Source organism: Herbaspirillum sp. (assembly GCF_017744395.1).
GTDB lineage: Bacteria > Pseudomonadota > Gammaproteobacteria > Burkholderiales > Burkholderiaceae_D > Herbaspirillum.
On the sequence record NZ_JAGIBI010000012.1, the window covers coordinates 1 to 17,854 of the forward strand.

22 protein-coding genes are annotated in these 17,854 nt (G+C 65.4%); 11 read left to right on the top strand and 11 right to left on the bottom strand.

Annotated elements, in window-relative coordinates; genetic code table 11:
* Positions 1-221: 221 nt before the first annotated feature.
* Positions 222-2,684, bottom strand: coding sequence for an acyl-CoA dehydrogenase (locus J7548_RS19645; RefSeq protein ID WP_290977947.1), 2,463 nt, complete (start codon positions 2,682-2,684; stop codon positions 222-224).
* Positions 2,685-2,940: 256 nt separating this feature from the next.
* Between J7548_RS19645 and J7548_RS19650 the strand changes: the two genes are divergently transcribed.
* The 11 genes from J7548_RS19650 to J7548_RS19700 all read left to right on the top strand — a co-directional run bounded on the left by J7548_RS19650 (position 2,941) and on the right by J7548_RS19700 (position 9,767).
* Positions 2,941-3,840, top strand: a complete 900-nt coding sequence (locus J7548_RS19650; protein ID WP_290977949.1) for a neutral zinc metallopeptidase — start codon at positions 2,941-2,943, stop codon at positions 3,838-3,840.
* A 14-nt stretch (positions 3,841-3,854) separates the two neighbouring features.
* Positions 3,855-4,139, top strand: coding sequence for a hypothetical protein (locus J7548_RS19655; protein WP_290977951.1), 285 nt, complete (start codon positions 3,855-3,857; stop codon positions 4,137-4,139).
* A gap of 24 nt (positions 4,140-4,163) precedes the next feature.
* The gene (locus J7548_RS19660; RefSeq protein ID WP_290977953.1) at positions 4,164-4,385 is read left to right on the top strand and encodes an RNA-binding S4 domain-containing protein; all 222 of its coding nucleotides are present in this window, start codon (positions 4,164-4,166) and stop codon (positions 4,383-4,385) included.
* A 2-nt stretch (positions 4,386-4,387) separates the two neighbouring features.
* A complete protein-coding gene (locus J7548_RS19665; RefSeq protein WP_290977955.1) occupies positions 4,388-5,011 on the top strand; it encodes a DUF924 family protein in 624 nt (207 codons plus the stop codon).
* A gap of 118 nt (positions 5,012-5,129) precedes the next feature.
* Entirely contained in the window at positions 5,130-5,642 is a 513-nt protein-coding gene (pilV, locus tag J7548_RS19670) for a type IV pilus modification protein PilV (protein ID WP_290977957.1), read from the top strand.
* A gap of 6 nt (positions 5,643-5,648) precedes the next feature.
* The gene (locus tag J7548_RS19675) at positions 5,649-6,542 is read left to right on the top strand and encodes a PilW family protein (protein WP_290977959.1); all 894 of its coding nucleotides are present in this window, start codon (positions 5,649-5,651) and stop codon (positions 6,540-6,542) included.
* The gene (locus tag J7548_RS19680; protein ID WP_290977961.1) at positions 6,539-6,985 is read left to right on the top strand and encodes a PilX N-terminal domain-containing pilus assembly protein; all 447 of its coding nucleotides are present in this window, start codon (positions 6,539-6,541) and stop codon (positions 6,983-6,985) included. The genes J7548_RS19675 and J7548_RS19680 overlap by 4 nt, the downstream gene beginning before the upstream one ends.
* Positions 6,982-7,419 (top strand): type IV pilin protein, encoded by a 438-nt coding sequence (locus J7548_RS19685; protein ID WP_290977963.1) that lies wholly within the window; start codon positions 6,982-6,984, stop codon positions 7,417-7,419. The genes J7548_RS19680 and J7548_RS19685 overlap by 4 nt, the downstream gene beginning before the upstream one ends.
* On the top strand, positions 7,416-7,892 hold the full coding sequence (locus tag J7548_RS19690; RefSeq protein WP_290977965.1) for a GspH/FimT family pseudopilin: 477 nt from the start codon (positions 7,416-7,418) through the stop codon (positions 7,890-7,892). The genes J7548_RS19685 and J7548_RS19690 overlap by 4 nt, the downstream gene beginning before the upstream one ends.
* A 99-nt stretch (positions 7,893-7,991) precedes the next feature.
* On the top strand, positions 7,992-9,113 hold the full coding sequence (gene ribD, locus J7548_RS19695; protein WP_290977967.1) for a bifunctional diaminohydroxyphosphoribosylaminopyrimidine deaminase/5-amino-6-(5-phosphoribosylamino)uracil reductase RibD: 1,122 nt from the start codon (positions 7,992-7,994) through the stop codon (positions 9,111-9,113).
* A 33-nt stretch (positions 9,114-9,146) separates the two neighbouring features.
* Entirely contained in the window at positions 9,147-9,767 is a 621-nt protein-coding gene (locus tag J7548_RS19700) for a riboflavin synthase (RefSeq protein WP_290977969.1), read from the top strand.
* Positions 9,768-9,800: 33 nt separating this feature from the next.
* Here the strand turns inward: J7548_RS19700 and J7548_RS19705 are convergent, their stop codons facing one another.
* From J7548_RS19705 to J7548_RS19750, 10 genes are all read right to left on the bottom strand, one after another.
* Positions 9,801-10,226 (bottom strand): glycine zipper 2TM domain-containing protein, encoded by a 426-nt coding sequence (locus J7548_RS19705; protein WP_290977971.1) that lies wholly within the window; start codon positions 10,224-10,226, stop codon positions 9,801-9,803.
* An 84-nt stretch (positions 10,227-10,310) separates the two neighbouring features.
* Positions 10,311-10,931, bottom strand: coding sequence for an outer membrane beta-barrel protein (locus J7548_RS19710; RefSeq protein WP_290977973.1), 621 nt, complete (start codon positions 10,929-10,931; stop codon positions 10,311-10,313).
* Positions 10,932-11,082: 151 nt separating this feature from the next.
* The gene (locus J7548_RS19715) at positions 11,083-11,472 is read right to left on the bottom strand and encodes a hypothetical protein (protein ID WP_290977975.1); all 390 of its coding nucleotides are present in this window, start codon (positions 11,470-11,472) and stop codon (positions 11,083-11,085) included.
* Between the two features lie 35 nt (positions 11,473-11,507).
* Positions 11,508-12,806, bottom strand: coding sequence for a caspase family protein (locus J7548_RS19720; protein WP_290977976.1), 1,299 nt, complete (start codon positions 12,804-12,806; stop codon positions 11,508-11,510).
* A 223-nt stretch (positions 12,807-13,029) separates the two neighbouring features.
* Positions 13,030-13,773, bottom strand: coding sequence for a DUF4852 domain-containing protein (locus J7548_RS19725; RefSeq protein WP_290977978.1), 744 nt, complete (start codon positions 13,771-13,773; stop codon positions 13,030-13,032).
* A gap of 69 nt (positions 13,774-13,842) precedes the next feature.
* Positions 13,843-14,643, bottom strand: coding sequence for a hypothetical protein (locus J7548_RS19730; protein WP_290977980.1), 801 nt, complete (start codon positions 14,641-14,643; stop codon positions 13,843-13,845).
* Between the two features lie 169 nt (positions 14,644-14,812).
* A complete protein-coding gene (locus J7548_RS19735; protein ID WP_290977982.1) occupies positions 14,813-15,472 on the bottom strand; it encodes a hypothetical protein in 660 nt (219 codons plus the stop codon).
* A complete protein-coding gene (locus J7548_RS19740; protein WP_290977984.1) occupies positions 15,469-16,149 on the bottom strand; it encodes a sigma-70 family RNA polymerase sigma factor in 681 nt (226 codons plus the stop codon). Before J7548_RS19740 ends, J7548_RS19735 begins: the two co-directional genes overlap by 4 nt.
* A gap of 14 nt (positions 16,150-16,163) precedes the next feature.
* Positions 16,164-16,607, bottom strand: coding sequence for a hypothetical protein (locus J7548_RS19745; RefSeq protein ID WP_290977986.1), 444 nt, complete (start codon positions 16,605-16,607; stop codon positions 16,164-16,166).
* A gap of 91 nt (positions 16,608-16,698) precedes the next feature.
* Positions 16,699-17,778: a DUF4105 domain-containing protein gene (locus J7548_RS19750; RefSeq protein WP_290977988.1), complete on the bottom strand. Its 1,080-nt coding sequence runs from the start codon at positions 17,776-17,778 to the stop codon at positions 16,699-16,701.
* Positions 17,779-17,854 lie beyond the last annotated feature (76 nt).

The following is a 17,854-nucleotide window of genomic DNA, read 5'->3' on the forward strand; positions in this document are numbered from 1 at the left end:
CGACTTGCGGCCTTTCCCATTTTTCCTCTCGCTCCAGCGGGTACCCCGAAGGGGCTGGGCAGTAGCGGTCGCCTTCTTTTGCTTACTTTTCTTGGCGAGACAAGAAAAGTGAGCGGCTGCCGGGCCGCCCCCGGCGCTCCGTTCCGACCGGAGAAAGAAAAACCTAAAGCCAGTACATCTGCACGCAGCAAGACCAGACTACCCAAGAAGAAAACCAAACCTCAAGGCAACCGCCCCAATATCTCATTCCGATCAAAATCCGCAGAAAAATCATCCACCCGAACAGTCAAATCCCCGTAATAAGCAAACTCATCCAACGCCACCTTCTCCGTCTCGGAAATAAACCCACGCTCCAAAGCAAGAGCATTCCAGGCCTTCATCTCAACCAGGCTCTGCGGCATGGCAGGCAACTCCCCATCCTTGACCACCTGCTTCAACCTCTGCTCCAACTGCTGCACCACCGGCGCCAAGGCAAACGCCCTCTCCCCGCAAGCCAGCGGATCCTCCCCCCGAGGCAGATAAGCATCGGCAACCAGCCGATCCCGGCTCTCCCCCGGCTTCTGCATCGCCTTGGCCACCAACGTCCCCAAGGCATCCGAAGGCTTCCGATAAATCATCCCCAACGGAAAGATCGCCACCCGCAATCCCAGCCCAACCCAGCGGTCGGGAAAGTTATGCAGCACATCGACGATCGCCTCCTGCGCCCGATGCAAGGCATCCTGCACCGACCACTCGACAAAAGGCAGGTCATCCTCCTGCCGCCCCTCATCCTCATACCGCTTGAGCGCCGCCGACACCAGATAAAGCTGCGACAGCACATCCCCCAACCGCCCCGAAATACGCTCGCGAAACTTCAACGACCCGCCCAGCACCGCCATGCTGGCATCGGTCAACAAGGCAAAGGCCGAGGACAGGTGCACCACCGAACGGTAATAACGCCGCGTCTGCCGCGCCGCGTAGGAAGACGACGGCAACAGCCAGCCGCAACTGATGCCCCCGACAAACGCGCGCGCCTTGTTGGCCGCGGCGAAGGAAAGATGCTCGAACAGCAGCCTGTCGAACTCCTGCACCGCCCGTTCCGGGTTATCGTCCGCCGCCACCGCCATCTCCTTGAGCACATAAGGATGGCAGCGGATCGCCCCCTGCCCGAAGATGATCAGGCAGCGCGTCAGGATATTGGCTCCCTCCACCGTGATCGCGATCGGAAGCTGCTGGTACGCGCGCGCCAGGAAATTGCCCGGCCCCATGCAGATGCCCTTGCCGCCGATCACATCCATGCCGTCGTTGACGATCATGCGCCCGCGCTCGGTCACGTGGTACTTGGAGATGGCCGAGATCACCGAAGGCTTCTCGCCCGCATCCACCGCCGAAGCCGACAGCCGGCGCGCGGCATCGATCATGTACAGGTGGCCGCCCATGCGCGCCAACGCCTCCTGCACGCCCTCGAACTTGCCGATCTCGATCTTGAACTGGCGGCGCATCGCCGCGTAAGCGCTGGTGCCGCGCACCGCCAGCTTGGAAAAGCCGACGCTGGAAGACGGCAGCGAAATCGCCCGTCCCGCCGCCAGGCATTCCATCAGCATGCGCCAGCCGCGACCGACCTGCGCCAGGCCGCCGATCACCCACTCCATCGGAATGAACACCTCATCCCCCTGCGTCGGGCCGTTCTGGAACACCGCATTGAGCGGCCAATGACGGCGCCCGATCACCACGCCCGGATGGCTGGCGGGGATCAGCGCGCAGGTGATGCCCGGCTCGGGATCGTCGCCAAGCAAACCATCCGGATCGCGCACGCGGAACGCCAGCCCCAGCACGGTCGCCACCGGCGCCAGCGTGATGTAGCGCTTGTTCCAGCTCACCTTGAAACCCAATGTCTCGCGGCCCTCGTGCATGCCTTTGCAGACGATGCCGACATCGGGAATGGCCGCCGCATCCGATCCCGCATACGGGCTGGTCAGCGCGAAACACGGGATCTCCTGGCCCGTCGCCAGGCGCGGCAGGTAATGCTTCTTCTGCTCCTCGGTGCCGTAGTGCAGCAGCAACTCGGCCGGTCCCAGCGAATTGGGCACCATCACCGAAATGGCCGCCGCCGAACTGCGCGAAGCCAGCTTCATCACCACCTGCGAATGCATGAAGGCGGAGAACTGCTTGCCGCCGTATTGGCGGGGGATGATCATCCCCAGGAAGCCCTTGTCCTTGATGAACTGCCAGGCCTCGGGCTGGATGTCCTGGTACTTCACGGTAGTGTCCCAGTCGCTCACCATCGCGCACAGCTGCTCGACCTCGTTGTCCATGAAGGCCTGCTCCTCGGCCGTCAGGCGCGGCGGCGGCACGTCGAACAGGCGCCGCCAGTCCGGCTTGCCGGAAAACAGCTCGGCATCCCACCAGACCGTGCCGGCTTCGATGGCATCGCGCTCGGTGGACGACATGCGGGGCAATATCTTGCGAAAAACATCCAGGGCCGGGCGGCTGATCAGCGCCTGGCGGATCGAGACGATGGCCAGCAAGGTGGTCGGCGTAAACAGCAGGATCGCCAGCAGCACCATCACCGGCAGATCGACCCCGGCCAGCGAACCGCCCAGCCAGATCCAGACGGCCTCGGCCAGCATCCACATCCATGCATTGGCGCGTGCCATCATCAGCGCCAGGGCGCCGGCCATCAGAATGATTAGCCACAAGATCATGTCGAGTCTCCAGTTTTATTATTGATTGATCAACAGGTGCCAGATACATCCATCGTCCCACCAAATTGCCTGACTGCAAAGAGTTTCCATTTTTACGCTGCAACATAGCCCGCCGGATTCGCCCATGGCAATCGGACAGCGTCGCCACCGCGCCGTCAGACAAAACCGACACGCCATATCCGCCGCAGGAAGGCGCAGTCCATTACAATCCCGGCATTGCCCGCAAATGCGGCGCCAGCATCGAAAAGGACACATCATGAAATGGGAAGGCAACCGCGAAAGCGACAACGTTGAAGACCGCCGCGGCGATGGCGACGGCGGCGGTTATGGCGGGGGCGGCGGACTGCCGTTCGGCGGCCGTTCGATCGGACTGGGCACGGTGGCCGTGGCGCTGGTGGCGTCCTACTTCCTCGGCATCAATCCGCTGACCATGCTGGACCTGCTCTCCGGCGGCGGAGGCGGCCAGGCGCCGGTGCAGCAACAGCAGGCGCCGGCCCATAAACCGTCGCCGAACGACCAGATGGCACGCTTCGTCTCGACCGTGCTGGCCGATACCGAAGACACCTGGGGCCAGTTGTTCGCCGACAGCGGCAAACAATACGTCCGTCCCAAGCTGGTGCTGTTCTCCGGCCGCACCCCGACCGCCTGCGGCATGGGCCAGACCGCCACCGGCCCGTTCTACTGCCCGGGCGACCAGAAGGTCTACATCGACCTGTCCTTCTATGAACTGATGAAGCAGCGCTTCAAGGTTTCCGGCAACTTCGCCCAGGCCTATGTCATCGCGCACGAAGTCGGCCATCATGTGCAACACCTGCTGGGCATTTCCGACAAAGTCGACGCCGCCCGCCGCAATGCGACCGAGAAGCAGGCCAACGCCATGTCGGTGCGGCTGGAGCTGCAGGCCGACTGCTTCGCCGGCGTCTGGGCCTACCACGCCAACCAGGCGCGCCACATCATCGAAGACGGCGACATCGAGGAAGCCCTGAACGCCGCCTCGGCCATCGGCGACGACGCCCTGCAGCGCCAGGCGCGCGGCGAAGTCGTGCCGGACTCCTTCACCCACGGCACCTCGGCCCAGCGCGTGGCCTGGTTCAAGCGCGGCATCACTGAAGGCAAGGTCAATGCCTGCAATACCTTTGCCGCGCAACAGCTTTAACCACAGATAAATCCATGCCCAACGACCTCACCCAACATCTCGGCGCCATGCGCGCCGCGCTGCGCCAGTTACAGGATGGCGACATCGGCGTGGCAGCCCTGTGCGGCGCCTGGCGCTCCCAGCGCACCGTACTGGCGGCACTGCCGCCGCGCTACGAGCAAGTCGCCGAAGACCTGCTCGGCCGCCTGGAAGCCGGCAGCCTGTTCACAGAGGAAAGCTGCTCGTTCAGCCAGCACGACCTGATCGACAGCCTCAACACCTGGCTAGACAAAGCCACCCACACCCTGGCACTGGCCTGATGCCGCGCTGCTGAAAGAACCTCAATGCAAAAGATTACCTTCCCGCTGCAAGGCCACCCCCACGTGGAGCTGAACCAGTTACTGAAACTGTGCGGCCTGTGCGACAGCGGCGGCGCCGGCAAGCAACTGGTGGCCGACGGCCACGTCAAGGTCAACGGCAAACCCGAATCGCGCAAGACCTGCAAGATCACCGCCGGCCAGAAGGTGGTGCTGGGCGACGTCCAGATCACCGTGACCGAAGAATGAGCATGACCTCGCCATCGCCACAGCAGGCCGACGCCGTCCTCGACTTCTGGTTCGGCAAGGACTTCGAGCAAGTCCCGGCTACCGAAGTCGCCACGCGCCAGAAGGCGCTGTGGTGGAGCAAGAATCCCGAGATCGACGCCGACTGCCGCCAGCGCTTCGAACCGCTGCTGCAAGAGGCCGCCGCCAACCGGCTGGCCGACTGGGCCGATACCCCGCGTTCGATGCTGGCGCTGCTGGTGCTGCTGGACCAGTTCCCGCGCAACATCTACCGCGATACCGCGCAGGCGTTCGCCTTCGACGAGCTGGCGCGCCGGCACAGCCACCTGGCGCTGGCGATGGGGATCGACCAGCAGTTGCCGGCCATCGCCCGCGTGTTCGTCTACCTGCCGCTGGAGCATTCGGAAGACATCGACGACCAGCTATACGCGCTGGACCTGTTCCGCGCGCTGGCCAAGCAGGCTGGCGCCGCCGACAAGGAAACCTTCGACGGCTTCGCCGATTACGCGAAGCGGCACCACCAGGTCATCGAGCGCTTCGGCCGCTTCCCGCACCGGAACAAGCTGCTCGGGCGCGCCTCCAGCGCCGAGGAAAGCGCCTTCCTGCAGCAGCCCGGTTCCTCGTTCTGAAATTCGACGCCGCCGATGAAGTAGTTCGACGCCGCCGCACAAAAAAGCGCCTTCCCTGTGAAGGCGCTTTTTCTTTCCCTACACTCGCCGCTTGCCTCGTTCCTCCCGCAATCCGGCCATGTCCCACCGTTCCTCCGGCTTCACGATGATAGAAGTGCTGGTCGCCATGCTCGTCATCGGCACCGGCGCGCTGGCGATGGTCATGCTGCAGTTGCATGCCCTGCGCAGCAGCCGCGACAACGGCCTGCAAGCCAGGGCCGCCATCATGGCCGCCGAACTGGCAGAACTGCGGGCGGCGCACCATGCGATGACGGCCGATGGCGCCGATCCCTACCTGTTCGTCTTCGATGCCGGCAAGACGCCCGGCGCATCCGGCGCCGGCTGCGCCTCCTCGCCATGCGATGCCGCCGGCTTCGCCCACGCCGCCATCGCCGACTGGACTGCCAGGCTGGCACGCGACTTCCCCGGCGCCCGCGCCACGGTCTGCCGCGACAGCGCGGCCGATGGCTGGCAGTGCGACGGCAATCCGGCCTCGCCGATCATGGTCAAGCTGGGCTGGCATCGCGCCGATGCAGAAACCGGCAGCGCATCCGGCACGGCGCCGCTGATGCGCGTCTTCATCGGCCGCTGAATCCCCATGCGGCGACTTCAACACCATCCCCAACAAGGCCTGACGCTGGTCGAGATGATGTCCGCGCTGGCCGCCGGCCTGCTGCTCATCCTGGCCGCCACGGCGCTGCTGCACAACGCCCGCGCCGCATACCAGGACATCGACGACGCCAACCGCGTGCAGGAAACCGGACGCATGGCCCTGGCGCACCTGGCCGACGCATTGCGCCAAGCCAATCACCTGCCATGGGAAAGCGCGCTGGCGATGCAGCAACGCCCGGTACTGTCGCCGGGCCTGCGCGGCATCGACAACAGCCGGCAAGCCAACAAGCTCGATCCCGCATGGGGACATTTCGGCGCCGCCAGCGGCAACGGCCTCAACCAAAGCGATATCCTGATGCTGGGCTTCTTCGGCGCGCCGCTACATGCCGGCGGCGGCATCGTCAACTGCAGCGGCGCGGCCGTGCCGGACGGACCGCTGGTGGAAACGGCGCGTAGTTGGGTCATCTATTACATCGCCGCAGGCGCCGGCAACGAACCCGAACTGCGCTGCCGCTATCGGGGCCGGAGCGGCGCCTGGACATCCGACGCGGTTGCGCGCGGCATCGAAGCGATGCAAGTCCGCTACGCCGTGGACAGCGACGGCGACGGCCGCCCCGACCGCTGGCTCGACGCTTCGGCCATCGACACCGCGATGTGGCCGCGCGTGGCGCTGGTGCGCATCGCCTTGCTGGTGCGCGGGAACCAGCGGCGCGCGTCGGCGCCCGCTACACCTGCGCGCAATTACGACCTGTTCCTCGACCATCAGGGCAACAGCGCCTACCGGTTCACGGAAAAGGAAGGCGACCATCGCCTTCGCTCCGTCTTTCAAACCACGGTGTTCCTGCGCAACGCCGCAACGATGCCGGCAGCGCTGCCATGAACCACCCGCCTTCCCGCCAGCGCGGCGCCACGCTGATGATTGCGCTGATCATGCTGACCGTGATCCTGCTGCTGGGCGTTGCCTCGGCATCGCTGCTGATGCTCGACGAACGGGCGGCGCGCAACCATCGTTTCCATGAGCAAGCGCGGATGGCGGCGCAGGCGGCGCTCGACGATGCCTGCGAACAGATACGGAACAATACACACATCGTGGCCGACGGCCAATCCACCGCCAGCCTGCCGCCAGATGTCGGGGGCGCAACGCTGCCGCCGCATTACCGGATCGAACGCATCGCCGCCTCCCTATACCGGATCAGCGCCACCGGCTTCGGCCGCGACGGCGCACAGGTTCCACTGCAAAGCATCGTCCAACGACGCACCGATGCCGCAGGCCAGGCACAGTGCCTGGCCATCGGATGGCGCACACTCCGATCCCCGCAATGAAGAAAAACGCCCCGCACGGTTTCACCCTGATCGAACTGACGGTGGCCATCGCCATCATCGGCATCCTCGCCGCGCTGGGCTGGAGCGGCTACAGCCAGCACATCCTCAAGACCAGACGCGCCGAAGGCCGCGCCGCGCTGCTGCAGGTATTGCTGCAGCAGGAACGCCAATTCTCCTACCGCCACAGCTACCAGGCCTTCTCTCCGGGCGCCGCCCAGACCGAATTCAAATGGTATTCAGGCGAACGGCCGGAAACCAGCGCCTACAGCATCGCCGCGCAAGCCTGCGACGACGAGGACATCCGCAGCTGCGTGCGCGTGACGGCCACGCCCGGCGGCGCGCTGGTCAATGCCGGCTATCGCGATGCGCAATGCGGCGCGCTCTACGCCGACAGCCGCGGCCGGCGCGGCGCCGACGGCGACGGCTGCTGGTGAGCAAGGCCATGCGTTCCGGCGGCTTCACCCTGGTCGAGCTGATGGCGGTATTGCTGATCGCCGGCATCTTGCTGGCCGCGGGCGTGCCGGCGCTGCAGAACTTCATCGCCGAACAGCAACTCATCGGCGCCGCCAACGCCTTCTTCCACGGCGCCAGCCTGACCCGCGCCGAAGCCCTGCGCCAGGGCGGCCGCGCCGAAATGGCGCCAGCCGACGGCCGCGACTGGAACAGCGGCTGGCGCATCCTGGCCGGCCGGCGTACCGTGATGACGCAACCGCCATTGCCGCCCGGCATCGCCGTGGCCTACACCCAGGGCGGCGCAGTCGTGGCGTTCCATCCGAGCGGGCAACCGCTTACAAGGGGTAGCTGGTATTTCAGCGCCGGCGGCATGACGCGGGTCGTCATCATCAATTTCATCGGACGGGTCCGTATTTGCAATCCCGCCAGGGACAACAATTGCGGCAGCGGCTGAACCGCTTTTCCCGATCCGGCCGCGCAGCCGGGCCGGCGCCAAAGCCGTGTATATTGACGGGCATCCGGCGGCAATACCGCCCCATCCTTACTGCATCCCATGACCCAGACAGAAGACCCGCTCTACCAACTCGACGTCGGCAACGACCACCAGGCCATGGCGCTGGCGCTGATCCAGGCCGGTTTCGGCATGCTCAACACCACGCCCAATCCGCGCGTGGGCTGCGTGATCGTCAAGGAGCGCCGCGTCATCGGCGCCGGCTTCACCCAGCCGCCCGGCGGCAACCACGCCGAGATCCAGGCGCTGGCCGATGCTAGCGCCCGCGGCCAGGACGTGCGCGGCGCCACCGTCTACGTCACGCTGGAACCCTGCAGCCACTTCGGCCGCACCCCGCCCTGCGCCGATGCGCTGGTGCGCGCCGGCGTGGCCCGCGTGGTGGCCGCCATCACCGACCCCAACCCTCTGGTGGCCGGCCAGGGCCTGGCCAAGCTGCAGGCGGCCGGCATCGAGGTCGCCTGCGGCGTGCTGGAAGAAGACGCGCGCGAAATCAACATCGGCTTCCTGACGCGCATGCGCACCGGCCTGCCCTGGGTACGCATGAAAAGCGCCGCCAGCCTGGACGGCAAGACCGCCCTGCACAATGGCAAGAGCCAGTGGATCACCAGCCAGGAAGCGCGCGACGATGGCCATATCTGGCGCGCCCGCGCCTGCGCCATCATGGCCGGCATCGGCACCATCGCCAAGGACGACGCCCAACTCACCGTGCGCGCCATCGACACGCCGCGCCAGCCGCGCCGCATCGTGGTCGACAGCAAGCTCGTCGTTTCGCCGCAGGCGCGCGTGATCCAGGGCGGCGGCACCTGGATCTTCACCGCCACCGACGACAAGCAGAAAACCGCCATGCTGGCCGACCAGGGCGCCGAAGTCATCGTGCTGCCCAACGCCGACGGCAAGGTCGACCTGCCCGCGCTGGTGCGCGAACTCGGCCAGCGCCAGATCAATGAATTGCATGTGGAAGCCGGCTCCAAGCTCAACGCCGCGCTGATCCGCGCCGGCTGCGTCGACGAACTGCTGCTCTACCTCGCGCCCAACCTGCTGGGCGAGGGCCGCAACATGTTCGACCTGCCGCCGCTGGAAGACCTGTCGGGCAAGGTCGGCCTCGACTTCTACGAGGTCAAGCAGATAGGCCCGGATTTGCGTATCCTTGCACGGTTCAATTAATCAGCAAGCCAGCTCCATTACAGAGGCAACAGCATGTTCACAGGTATCGTCGCCGCCGTCGGCAAAATCACTTCCGTCCAACCGCTCGCCGCCGGCCCCGACGCCGGCGTGCGCCTGACCGTCGATGCCGGCGCCCTGCCGATGGCCGACGTCGGCCTGGGCGATTCGATCGCCCTGAACGGCGCCTGCATGACCGTGGTGGAAAAAAGCGCCAGCGGCTTCACCGTCGACGTCTCGCGCGAAAGCCTGAACCTCACCGCCGGCCTGGACGCCCCCGGCGAAGTCAACCTGGAAAAAGCCCTGACCCTGGCCGAGCGCCTGGGCGGCCACCTGGTCTCGGGCCACGTCGACGGCCTGGGCCGGGTGCATTCCTTCGAACCGGTCGGCGAATCGCGCGAACTGATCGTCGACGCCCCCAAGTCGCTGGGCAAGTACCTCGCCTACAAGGGCTCGATCGTGGTCAACGGCGTTTCGCTGACGGTCAACCGCGTCGAAGACCTGGCCGATGCCTGCCGCTTCTCGATCAACCTGATCCCGCATACCGTGGAAGTGACCACGCTCAAGCACCTGAAGGCCGGCAGCAAGGTGAACCTGGAAATCGACCTGATCGCGCGCTACGTCGAACGCATGCTCAGCGCTTCCCCCGCAGCCTGATCCTCAGTACCTGCCGGGGCACCCGCCCCGGCGTCACTCGCGGATCGCCGCCACCTCGGTCCGCTCCCCCTGCTGCACGATCCTCACCTGCTGGCCGGGCATGAATCCCTGCTCCGGCGTCGTAACGACGGTGGTGCCGCCGTTACTGGTCCTGACCGTCAGGTCGAACACCTGGCTGAGTTCCTGGTGCCTGCCGACCTGGCTGCCGGCCGCCGCACCGGCGACGGCGCCGAGGATGGTCAGGGCGGTTTTCCCGTTGCCCTGCCCGAACTGGTGCCCCACCACGCCACCCGCCAGGCCGCCCACCGCGGCGCCCGCCAGGTTGGGCCGGTTCACGCTCACCAGGCGCGGCTGCACCGCCACGATCTTGCCGTAGGCGATATACACCGGCTCTTCTTTCCAACTGGCGCATCCGGCCAGCGATGAGGCGAGCAGGCATGCGGCAATGATGTTTTTCATGGAACTCCCGATCGGTTCGGACCGACGCTGATGTGAACGATGGCCGGCGACGCGGGCCAGGCACAGCCCGCGCCGCCGCGGCCGTCAGAAGTTGTATTGCAGACCGAGGCCCAGCATGTAGGCATTGGTATCGGTCGCATTGTCATTGGTCTTGGTGATCTTCGGATACCAATCCAGGTTCATGCGCAGATCCAGGTTGGAGGACAACTTGTAGGTGGCGCCGATGCCGAAGGTCGGATGCAGTTGGTCGTCGGAGACATGGTAAGTGTCGTCATGCCCCGGCGCGCCGACGCGGTCGACCTTGGTATGCACGAAAGCGGCGCCGGCCTTGCCGGTCAGGGTAAACGCCTCGTTCAGGGGCAGGTAGCCGACGGCCGACAGCACCAGCGCGGTATTCTGGACCGTCAATTGGCTGACCTCGCCGCTGGTGCCGCGCACCAGGTCGTAGGTCGGTTTGCCGAAGTCGACGTAGGCCAGTTCGGCGCCGATGTGCTGGTTGAAACGATAGCCCAGCGCCAGCCCCAGGCCCAGCTTGTTGGTGCTGTCGCTGGTGATCGTGGTGGCGTGCATGGTGTTGGACGTATCGAGCGAGGTATGCGCCTGGCCGAGCGAGGCGGCGACATACAAGCCTTCGTTGGGCGCGGCCAGCGCCGATGCGGAAGTGGCGATGCAGGCGGCGGCCAGCAGGATGTGTGCAGTTTTCATTATCGAGATGCCATAGTAAGTTGAACGGGTATCCGGTTCGCGGTCAGGTTCCGGAATAGCGAACCTTGCGCGGGGACATCCTCCTATTCGTTGGCACCGTCAAAAAGCGGAACAAAAAATCGCTTCTTTTTGCAAATTCCGCGCCAAGGCGTCATGGCGCCCGTCCGCATGCCTCGCGCAGCGACGCCACGAGCACCACATCGGGCTCGCGGTTGAGCGCATCGACCACGGCGCCGGCATTCCCGCCGGCCGGCCTCAGTTCGAACGCTCCATTCTGGTCCGGACCAAAGGCGATGCCGGTATCGAGACGGGCGAGCAGGCCGTTCAGCTTCCCCAACGGCGCATCTTCAGCGAAGGTCACAAGGATAGGATTGCAGGCCGCTGCACGCCCGCCCCCCGTCTCCGGCCGATACCAATAAGCCAGGGTGGCCAGCAGCCCGAGCAAGGCCGCCAGCGCCACCACGCACAGCATCGCCTGGGAAGAGAAAAACGATCCCGGCGGCTGCGGCCGGGAAGAAGAGAAAAAATCCTGTCGGGACATTGCGATGCTCCGGAATAAGTCGCCGTGACGCCGGTTTATTTGCCGGGCGCGGCCAGGCCCGGAATGGACTTGAACGACTCCAGCAGCAACTGCGCGGCCTTTTGCGGATCCTGGGCCGTGCCCAGCCCTTCGCCGGTCAGTTGCGCCAGGTCCAGCAGCGGGCGGCCGTATCCCGAACGGGACGCCACCGACAGCCATTTGTACGACTGCGCGTAATCCTGCCGCGCATACGCCAGCTCGCCCAGCAGGGTCTGAGCCGGCACATAACCGCGCAGCGCGGCGCGCTCATAGAATTTGGCGGCCTGCCCCCGGTTCTTTTCGATGCCCTGCCCGCGATTGCCCGCCTCCAGCAACAGTCCGGCGATGCACAAGTCGCGGTCGGCGGCATTGCCCTGGCGGGCGCGCGCCATCGCCTGCGCCGCTTCGAAACGGTCCATGCGCGGCACGCCGATTTCCAGGCGGTACATCGTCTCGGCCCATTCGGCGACCGGAGTGCCGATGTAACGGTCGTCCAGTGGCAGGTCGGCGCGGTAGCTGGTCATGGCCAGGGAGCGTGCCGCGCCGCCGGCCTGCTGGGCCAGTTGCGTTTGCGGCAAGGCGCGCAGGCTCACCTTGCCCGCCTCCAGCCAGACCTGGCTGCGCAAATCGGAGTAATAACCTGGCGTCTGCTGATGGCCGGTCTGTGCGAAGACCTGGTCGGACGCGGCGCGGAAGGCATCTTCCAGCCCACGCGCGTGGGAATCGGTGAGTGCCGCCGACAAGGCGGCCGCATACGGGCCATTGCTTTTCTGCGGCCAGTCCAGCGCCTTGGTATATTCGGCGGTCGAATAAGCCACGAGCGTGCCGTCCCAAGCCTTGGGGACGATCCCCTTGTCGCCGCGTTCCAGCCCGCGGGTCTGGAACGGATTGTTGCGGCAAGCGTCGATGATGACCACCGAGATGCGCGGCTTGACCTGCGCCAGCATGCCCTTGAGGCGGTCCAGGTCGAAGCCGGATTTCTTCAGTTCTTCCTGCGAGCGCAGCGACACGTCGGTGCCCAGCAGCAGGCTCTTGCCCTCCAGCGCCGCGCCGTGTCCGGAAAAGAAGAACCAGGCGACGCCGATCTCGCGGCCCTGGATCTTGCGGATGAAATCGCCGACCGCCTTGTTCAGCCCGACGCCGTTGAGGTTGGTGCACAGTTCGCTGCGCGCCCCCAGCCGGCCGAAGGTGTCGTGCATGAGTTTGGCGTCGCGCCCGGCGTTGACCAGTTGCGCGGCATCCTTGTAATCGTTGTTGCCGATGGACAGGGCGACCTGCTCCATGCCCTGCGCCTGCGCCAGAAGCCAGCGCGGCATTCCCGCGCACAGAGCGCCGGCCCCCAGCAAGATGGCGCGGCGCTTCATCCGGCCCTCGCCGCGAACGATTCCAGCTTCATTGTTGTTTGCATTTTCCCTTGGAGCAGTGCCGCCGATTTTGGCAGCAGATTCTACCCGAATCCGCCGGCCCGCCCGCGCCGCCCCGGCGGTCAAAAAAACGGCGATGCCCTCCTGTCGAGCCGGGCATCGCCGCCAGGAAAAACTACTGCTGGGCCAGCACATTGCCCTTCTTGTCGCGCACCGCCACCTTGACGATTTCCGCCTTCACCTGGCGCGATGCCGTATCCGCTTCCTGCGCGAAGCAATAGACCACCAGCTCCAGCGCGTTATAGGTGCCGCGCAGATGCTCGATATTGCGCGCGACATCCTCGGGGACGTTGGAGAGATAACGGAACGCCTCGCCGTTGGTGAAGCTCAGGTGGTACGCGCTGTTGTCGTTGAAGTAACGGTACGCGCCGTTTTCCCACACCGAACTGTTGAGGGGGAAACCCTGCTTGTCGAAGTCGTACTTTTGCACCGGGTCGCTGAGCACGATCTTGAAGTAGCGGTTGGCGCGGGCGGCGGCGACCGAAGCGTCGATCTTCGGCTGCAGGGCCTTGAGCAGGTCGTTCTTCTGGAACTCGTCGCTGGAACGGGCATAGTCGGCCGACACATTGCGGGCGATATCGCGGTAGTCGACCGGCATGCCCGCCAGCGCCAGGTAGGAATACATCAGCTGGTTGCCGCTTTCCAGCGCCTGGTAATTCTCCAGCGGCGTGGATTTGTCGGCCTTCTCGCGGGCATTGGCGATCACCGCCTGCTTGGCGGCTTCGGCCGCCTTGGCCGAGGTCGCATCCGCCAGTGTCGGCGCGGCGGGCGCATTCGCGGCAGGCGCCGCCTTGTCGTTGCAGCCGGCCAGGCCGGCGATGCTTGCTGCGACAGCCAGCGAATAAAGAATGTGGCGCATGGGGTTCTCCTTGATCCAGGTAATAAACATTGGGCGATGCATGGTGAAAGGCCGCGGCCGGATGGCCGATCAGGCCCGCGACGACAGGTACTTGATGGCGCCGCGCCCCGCGAAGTACAGGCTGGCGAGCACGGAAAGGTAGGCGCCCAGGCCGAAGGAGACGGCGCGCAGCGCTTCCTTCATCATCCCCGACGCCATTTCGGCCGCCATCGCCGCCGCCTGCCGGCCGCCGAACGCCAGTGCCGCGCCTTGCGCCTGCTTCAGGCCGTCCATGAGGCCGAAATAGCCGATCGCGCACACCGCCGCGATGAACAGCAACGGCAGCAGGTTGGCCAGGTGCGCCAGCGGGTTGCGCACGAAAAACGGCAGCAGGGGGCCGCACAGCGCCAGCACCGCGAACAGGCCATAGGCGCCGCTGCCGCCGCCCGCTCCTCCCAGCGCATTCATGAAGCCGAGCGGGGAATTGAGCACGCCCAGCACTTTCCAGAACGACAGCCCGCTGCTGTAGCCGGCCGCGATCTGCACGGTGATCGTGTTGAAGACGAACCAGCCGCACACCAGCGCGGCCATGCCGGCCAGCGTGCCCGCGCCGAAGCGCGCCACCATCTCCTTGCCCAGCGCCGCGCCCTTGTCCTTGGTCGCGCGCATCGCCGCCTCGGCCTGCTCGCGCGCCAACTGGCTTTCCGGCACGACCTGCACCGAGGCCACGCGGCCGTCGGCGCCAAAGCCGACCTCCACCACCATGTTCACGCACGGCGCCACGTCGGATTTCCACATGCCTTCCAGCTCAAAAGGGAACTGCTGGCCGTCGATCGAGATCAGGCCGGTGCCTGCATTGGTGTCACGCACCACTTTGCCGCGCTTGTTCATATGCACTCCGTCGTAGGGTTGGGCGCCCGGGATCGGACGCCGACACCCTCCTATTCGAAGCGACGGCGAAAAAGCGGAAAGGAATTTTTAAATTTATTTTGTGACGCCGGAAAATAAAAAACCCGACGCACCGACGTCGGGTTCTGTTCTATTGGAATGATCCTGTCGATCAGGGCCGATCCCTGCCGCGCAGATCCATCGCATGCACCTCCGTGACCAGCGATGACGCTTGCAGGCGCTGTATCGCCTGCGCCAGCGATCCCTCGGTGACCACCACCTGGTAGGTGCCGTCGGCCGCCGGGCCGCTGCGGATGCGCAGGTGCATCTCCGCCAATTGCTCGCGCAGGCCGCCCAGCGCGGCATCGTCGCGGAACCTGACCAGCAGCACGCCCTCTTCTCCCTGCCCGGCGGGCTCCACCGCCCGATAGCCGTCGTCGGGAATGCCGTCGCGCTCGAACAGGTGGCGCGCCTGGAAAGCCGCCGTCACGCACAGCATGACCACCGCGGCCACCGCCCAGCGGCTGCCGTTGCTGGCCGGGGTCGACACCAGCCGGCGCCACCAGCCGGCCAGGCGGCCGCCGGCCGCGCCGCGCCGCGCCTGTTCGGCCTCCAGCGCCAGGCGGATCTGTTCGAACGACACCAGCGGCTTGCGCTCCTGCTCCAACCCTTCCCGCGCCAGGCGCACCAGTTCGCGCTCGGCATCGACTTCAGCCTGCAGTTCCGGATGGCGCGACAGCATGTCCTCCATCCAGGCGGCTTCCTCGGGGTCGAGCTTGTCGCAGGCGAACTGGAAGCAATGCGCCCGGAAACGGTTCAGGTCATCGCTCATTTCATGCCTCCTTTGCCGAGACGCCCCAGCTTCGCGGTAATGCAGCCCTTCATCCGCTCCGCCGCCTTGCGTACCCACTTGCGCACCTGCTCGTCGTTAAGGTCCTGGTAACGCGGCGATTGCGCCGACAGGATGTCTTTCATCTGCTTGTAGTTCAACTCGTTTTCCAGCGACAGCTTCATCGCCAGGCGGTAATTCGGCCCCTTTCCCTTGGGCAGGCGCTCGATGCACTGGGCGATGGCCTGTTGCACCTGCTTGGCCTCCAGCTCTTCCTCCGGCCCCGGCAAATTGCAGGCGAAACCATCCAGGCCTGACAGTTCGCCTTGTTCGTCGTCATCCCTGCCATGCTTCTCGATATCGACGATCTTTTCCTGTTGGCTATAGAACCGGCGCAATTCGTCGATGGCGCACTGCTCGCCGATCTTCTTGGCCCAGGTCTTCACCGAGGCCAGCTTCGGATCGTAAGTATGCGCGGTCATGAAAATCTTGAGCCAGGCATTCTGCAACGCAGCCTGCGCCACATCTTCGTTGAACATGACCTGCGTGAGCACATGCCGTTCCAGGCCCTTCACCAGGTATTCATAGAACTCGCGCTGCGCCGCCTGCACGCCGCGGTCAGCCGGATTCCTGGACGCGAACAGCTTCAGCAGGCGCGCCAGTTCCTCGTTGTTATTCACGTTATCCGCCACAGTCAGGCTCGGTGATTGTTTTCCCCAAGCGGGGATTGTAAGGCAGATTGCGCAGCAGCAGCGTCTTGCATCGCATCGACGAACAAATGCACCGCGTGCACCAGCGTATCGCGCGTGCGCACCAGGCAATAGCGCCAGGCGGCGGGATCGGGGAACCACAGCTCGATCAGGAAACTGACCTGGTTCTCGTTCATCACTCCCTTGACCAATTTGAGCCGGCAGTTGATGTCGTTGAGCGCGATCAGCGCCTGCTGCGCTTGCGCCGGCGAAACCACCTGCCAGACGTTGGGCAGCAGCAGGCAGCCGAACTGGGCGTCGCCGGCATCCAGGCACAGCACATAGGAGAGGCCGTTGTGGGTAAAGACGATATCGTCGTCGCCATCCAGGGTCGCAGAAATGCCATCGGTACGGAATTGCTCCAGCAGAGCGGGAATATGGGGTGTCATCGGAAACCTGTCGCGTTGGTGCGGCTGCCGCACCATGCGGCAGCTCACCATTGCCTATTCGAAGCGAACAGCGATTTCCGGACCGCTAAATTCAATATTTCGTATCGCCCGCCGAAAAAAACGGTCCCGACGGCCGATTTCCCCATTCCAGTTCCGATTCCGCCACGCCCGGCACGCCCTGCCTGATCGCCGTCGAATAGTCATCCCCCGCCCGCACCGCCAGGGCGCGCTGCGTGATGCGGCCGGCGGCCTTGAGTTGCTCGAAGGAATAACCCGGCACCAGGCCGCCGTGGTCGTAGGCATATCCGGCGAAATATCCCGACAGCAGCAGCCGGTAGTCCAGCGGCAGCAGCGGCGACAGCCGGCGCGCCAGCCCGAACACGATGGTGGTGCAATTGCTGGTGAGCGTGTTGTAGAAACGGGGAGCGGCCTGCAGCTGGGCGGCCCGCTCCAGGTAGCCGAGGAACACCTTGCGCAACTGTTCGGGACGCAGCCGCAGCCGGTACAAATAGACGTCTTCGCCACGCGCATTGGTGCGGGTGCGCAGGATGTCGTTCTCGTCGGCCGCCACGATGACCGTCTCGAAGCGGCGGAAGAAACCGCCGATGGCGGAAAAGTTCTCGCCTTTCTCGCGCCGGATTTCCAGCGAGAACACCAGGCGCCGGCCGTCGTCGAAGCCGAACGAGACCAGCGTATGCGCGATCGCCGGCCCCATCCAGTAAGACAGGACCAGGTCGGCCGAGGCCAGGCGCGCCAGGTCGTAACGGCGCGTTTCCCACCGCGCGTCGTAATCGGTCTCGCTGCGCCAGGCGAAGTTGCGCACATTGGCCAGCGTCACCTGGCCGCCCTGCACCTGCGCCTCCAGCAGGCGCGCGACATCGTCGGCCCATACCCGCCCATGCGACGGCCGGATGGTATGCCACCACGCCAGCAGCGCCACGGCAGCCGACAGGAACGCCGCCAGCCACCAGAACCCGCCGGCGCCGGCCATCCCCGCCAGCGCAACCGATGCCGCCAGCGCCAGCGACGACCAGGCGGCTATCGCCGCATTGCGCGCCCACGGCGGCGCCGGTAACTGGAACCACAGCGCGCACGCGCCCCAGGCGGCCAGGCCGGCCAGCGGCAGCAGCAACGGCCAGCGCAGCCACAATAAGGAAGTCAGAACCGCCATCTGGAAATCACGCCGCAAAGAAAGGAAAGGCGCGCCGGATTCCCGAGTTTCCGGCGCCAAGCGGCATTGTAGCCGC

Bases quoted from the DNA above. Each gene is read 5' to 3' on its own strand.
- J7548_RS19645 (WP_290977947.1), bottom strand. From the start codon at position 2,684: ATGATCTTGTGGCTAATCATTCTGATGGCCGGCGCCCTGGCGCTGATG.
- J7548_RS19650 (WP_290977949.1), top strand. From the start codon at position 2,941: ATGAAATGGGAAGGCAACCGCGAAAGCGACAACGTTGAAGACCGCCGC.
- J7548_RS19655 (WP_290977951.1), top strand. From the start codon at position 3,855: ATGCCCAACGACCTCACCCAACATCTCGGCGCCATGCGCGCCGCGCTG.
- J7548_RS19660 (WP_290977953.1), top strand. From the start codon at position 4,164: ATGCAAAAGATTACCTTCCCGCTGCAAGGCCACCCCCACGTGGAGCTG.
- J7548_RS19665 (WP_290977955.1), top strand. From the start codon at position 4,388: ATGACCTCGCCATCGCCACAGCAGGCCGACGCCGTCCTCGACTTCTGG.
- pilV (WP_290977957.1), top strand. From the start codon at position 5,130: ATGTCCCACCGTTCCTCCGGCTTCACGATGATAGAAGTGCTGGTCGCC.
- J7548_RS19675 (WP_290977959.1), top strand. From the start codon at position 5,649: ATGCGGCGACTTCAACACCATCCCCAACAAGGCCTGACGCTGGTCGAG.
- J7548_RS19680 (WP_290977961.1), top strand. From the start codon at position 6,539: ATGAACCACCCGCCTTCCCGCCAGCGCGGCGCCACGCTGATGATTGCG.
- J7548_RS19685 (WP_290977963.1), top strand. From the start codon at position 6,982: ATGAAGAAAAACGCCCCGCACGGTTTCACCCTGATCGAACTGACGGTG.
- ribD (WP_290977967.1), top strand. From the start codon at position 7,992: ATGACCCAGACAGAAGACCCGCTCTACCAACTCGACGTCGGCAACGAC.
- J7548_RS19700 (WP_290977969.1), top strand. From the start codon at position 9,147: ATGTTCACAGGTATCGTCGCCGCCGTCGGCAAAATCACTTCCGTCCAA.
- J7548_RS19705 (WP_290977971.1), bottom strand. From the start codon at position 10,226: ATGAAAAACATCATTGCCGCATGCCTGCTCGCCTCATCGCTGGCCGGA.
- J7548_RS19710 (WP_290977973.1), bottom strand. From the start codon at position 10,931: ATGAAAACTGCACACATCCTGCTGGCCGCCGCCTGCATCGCCACTTCC.
- J7548_RS19715 (WP_290977975.1), bottom strand. From the start codon at position 11,472: ATGTCCCGACAGGATTTTTTCTCTTCTTCCCGGCCGCAGCCGCCGGGA.
- J7548_RS19720 (WP_290977976.1), bottom strand. From the start codon at position 12,806: ATGCCGCGCTGGCTTCTGGCGCAGGCGCAGGGCATGGAGCAGGTCGCC.
- J7548_RS19725 (WP_290977978.1), bottom strand. From the start codon at position 13,773: ATGCGCCACATTCTTTATTCGCTGGCTGTCGCAGCAAGCATCGCCGGC.
- J7548_RS19730 (WP_290977980.1), bottom strand. From the start codon at position 14,643: ATGAACAAGCGCGGCAAAGTGGTGCGTGACACCAATGCAGGCACCGGC.
- J7548_RS19735 (WP_290977982.1), bottom strand. From the start codon at position 15,472: ATGAGCGATGACCTGAACCGTTTCCGGGCGCATTGCTTCCAGTTCGCC.
- J7548_RS19745 (WP_290977986.1), bottom strand. From the start codon at position 16,607: ATGACACCCCATATTCCCGCTCTGCTGGAGCAATTCCGTACCGATGGC.
- J7548_RS19750 (WP_290977988.1), bottom strand. From the start codon at position 17,778: ATGGCGGTTCTGACTTCCTTATTGTGGCTGCGCTGGCCGTTGCTGCTG.